Raw genomic sequence first — 1,238 nt, 5'->3', positions numbered from 1 at the left:
TCGCGCGGTCCAAAGACAAAGTCAAAATAAATGATCTCATTGAAGTGAAAGCCGAGCTTGAAAGTCAGGGAGAGTGGCTTGCTGAAGACATCCCGCTTGATATCGTTTATCAAGATGAAGACATTCTGATCATCAACAAACCAGCTGGAATGGTAGTTCACCCCGCCGCCGGTAACCACTCAGGCACTTTAGTTAACGCCTTGCTGCATCACTTTCCTGATATCAAAGCCGTTCCCAGGGCCGGTATCGTTCACCGCCTGGATAAAGACACGACCGGTTTAATGGTGGTCGCTAAAACACTAACAGCTCACGCCCATATTGTTGAACAACTTCAAAGTCGCGAAATGGGCAGAGAATACGAAGCTATCGCTGCAGGAGTCATGACGGGCGGCGGAACCATCAACGAGCCTATTGCACGCAGCCCTAAAAACCGCAAAAAGATGGCCGTCAACCAGTTCGGCAAACATGCGGTGACTCACTATCGCGTTTTAGAACGCTTTCTCGCTCACACTCACATACGCGTTAAATTAGAAACTGGACGAACCCATCAAATTCGCGTCCATATGGCACATATTAAACACCCGCTTATAGGGGACACCACCTATGCAGGAAGAATGAAACTTCCAGCCGGTGCAAGCGATGAAGTAAAAAATAAACTTAGGCAATTTGAACGACAAGCATTGCATGCTAAAAAATTAACCCTCATTCACCCTCAAACTGGTGAGGAGATGAGCTGGGAAGTCGATTTACCTGAAGATATGCAAAACTTACTAGCGGTGCTAAGCGAACAATGAGCCCTTGCGACTTACCTACAACATGGTTAAAACCTGAATGGCCCGTCGCGAGTCAAGTAGTCGCCTTTACTACGTCTCGCTTGGCTCCCGACACGATGCCAGATAGCAAGCTAAGCAGCTACCAAGACTTTAACTTGGCCCTACACGTCAACGATAATGAACAAACTGTACGACACAACAGGACAGTACTTGCGTCCCACTGCGCCTTAAATGCAGAGAATATTCATTGGCTGGAGCAGATACATAGTAATACTCTTGTTCAGGCCGAAAGCTCATCTATCAGCACTCAAGCAGACGCAAGTTATACTCGCAAGCAGCAAGAAGCCTGTGTCGTTATGACGGCCGACTGCCTTCCGGTACTGTTCTGCAACAAACAGGCAACGCAAGTCGCTGCCGCACATGCGGGTTGGCGAGGCTTAGCTTCTGGCATCCTAACTAAGACTG

The 1,238-nt window shown here is 48.2% G+C and carries 2 protein-coding genes; both read left to right on the top strand.

All coding sequences use genetic code 11. From position 1 onward, the window contains the following. On the top strand, nucleotides 1-794 hold a 794-nt coding region (gene rluD, locus A3766_RS07115; RefSeq protein ID WP_068642010.1), incomplete at its 5' end, for a 23S rRNA pseudouridine(1911/1915/1917) synthase RluD. Beyond that, nucleotides 791-1,238 (top strand): polyphenol oxidase family protein (locus tag A3766_RS07110; protein ID WP_197479402.1); only part of this gene is annotated, 448 nt, incomplete at its 3' end. The genes rluD and A3766_RS07110, both read left to right, overlap by 4 nt.

The organism is Oleiphilus sp. HI0132, assembly GCF_001635845.1.
The sequence above is the reverse complement of the archived record's forward strand: the minus strand, read 5'-3'. Positions and strand labels throughout refer to the sequence as shown.